Genomic DNA, 384 nt, shown 5'->3' on the forward strand with positions numbered 1-384 from the left:
GCATAATGTAAAGCGGCAGCGCGATGGCATGCACGGGAATCAGCAGGCAGAACAGGACCAGGCCGAAGACTGCATCTCTGCCCCAGAATTTGAGCTTGGCCAGGGCGTAGGCGGCGGGCAACGCGATGATGACCTGGAGAACAAAGATGGACGCCGTCACGATGACGCCGTTCAGGAGGTAGCGCAGCAGCGGGGCCTCCTTGAACGCCGATGCGTAGTTGAAGATCACCGGTCGCTCCGTGCAGTGCTCGCGCAGCGCAGCCGAGAGCTTGGCGCGGACGGCCGCCGTGTCGAGATCCGGATTGGCTCGCGTGGCCTGCTCGATCGCCGTCCGGCCCGGCTCGTTGCGCTTGACGCAGAACTCGTCGACCATCGGCGCTTGCG

At 64.6% G+C, this 384-nt stretch carries 1 pseudogene; it reads right to left on the reverse strand.

Annotated features, from left to right (window positions below):
• Nucleotides 1–373, reverse strand: a pseudogene (locus GO615_RS28490) (hypothetical protein); the annotation flags it as partial.
• Between the last annotated feature and the right edge of the window lie 11 nt (nucleotides 374–384).

It is taken from the genome of Aromatoleum evansii (assembly GCF_012910805.1).
Classification (GTDB): Bacteria; Pseudomonadota; Gammaproteobacteria; order Burkholderiales; family Rhodocyclaceae; genus Aromatoleum; species Aromatoleum evansii.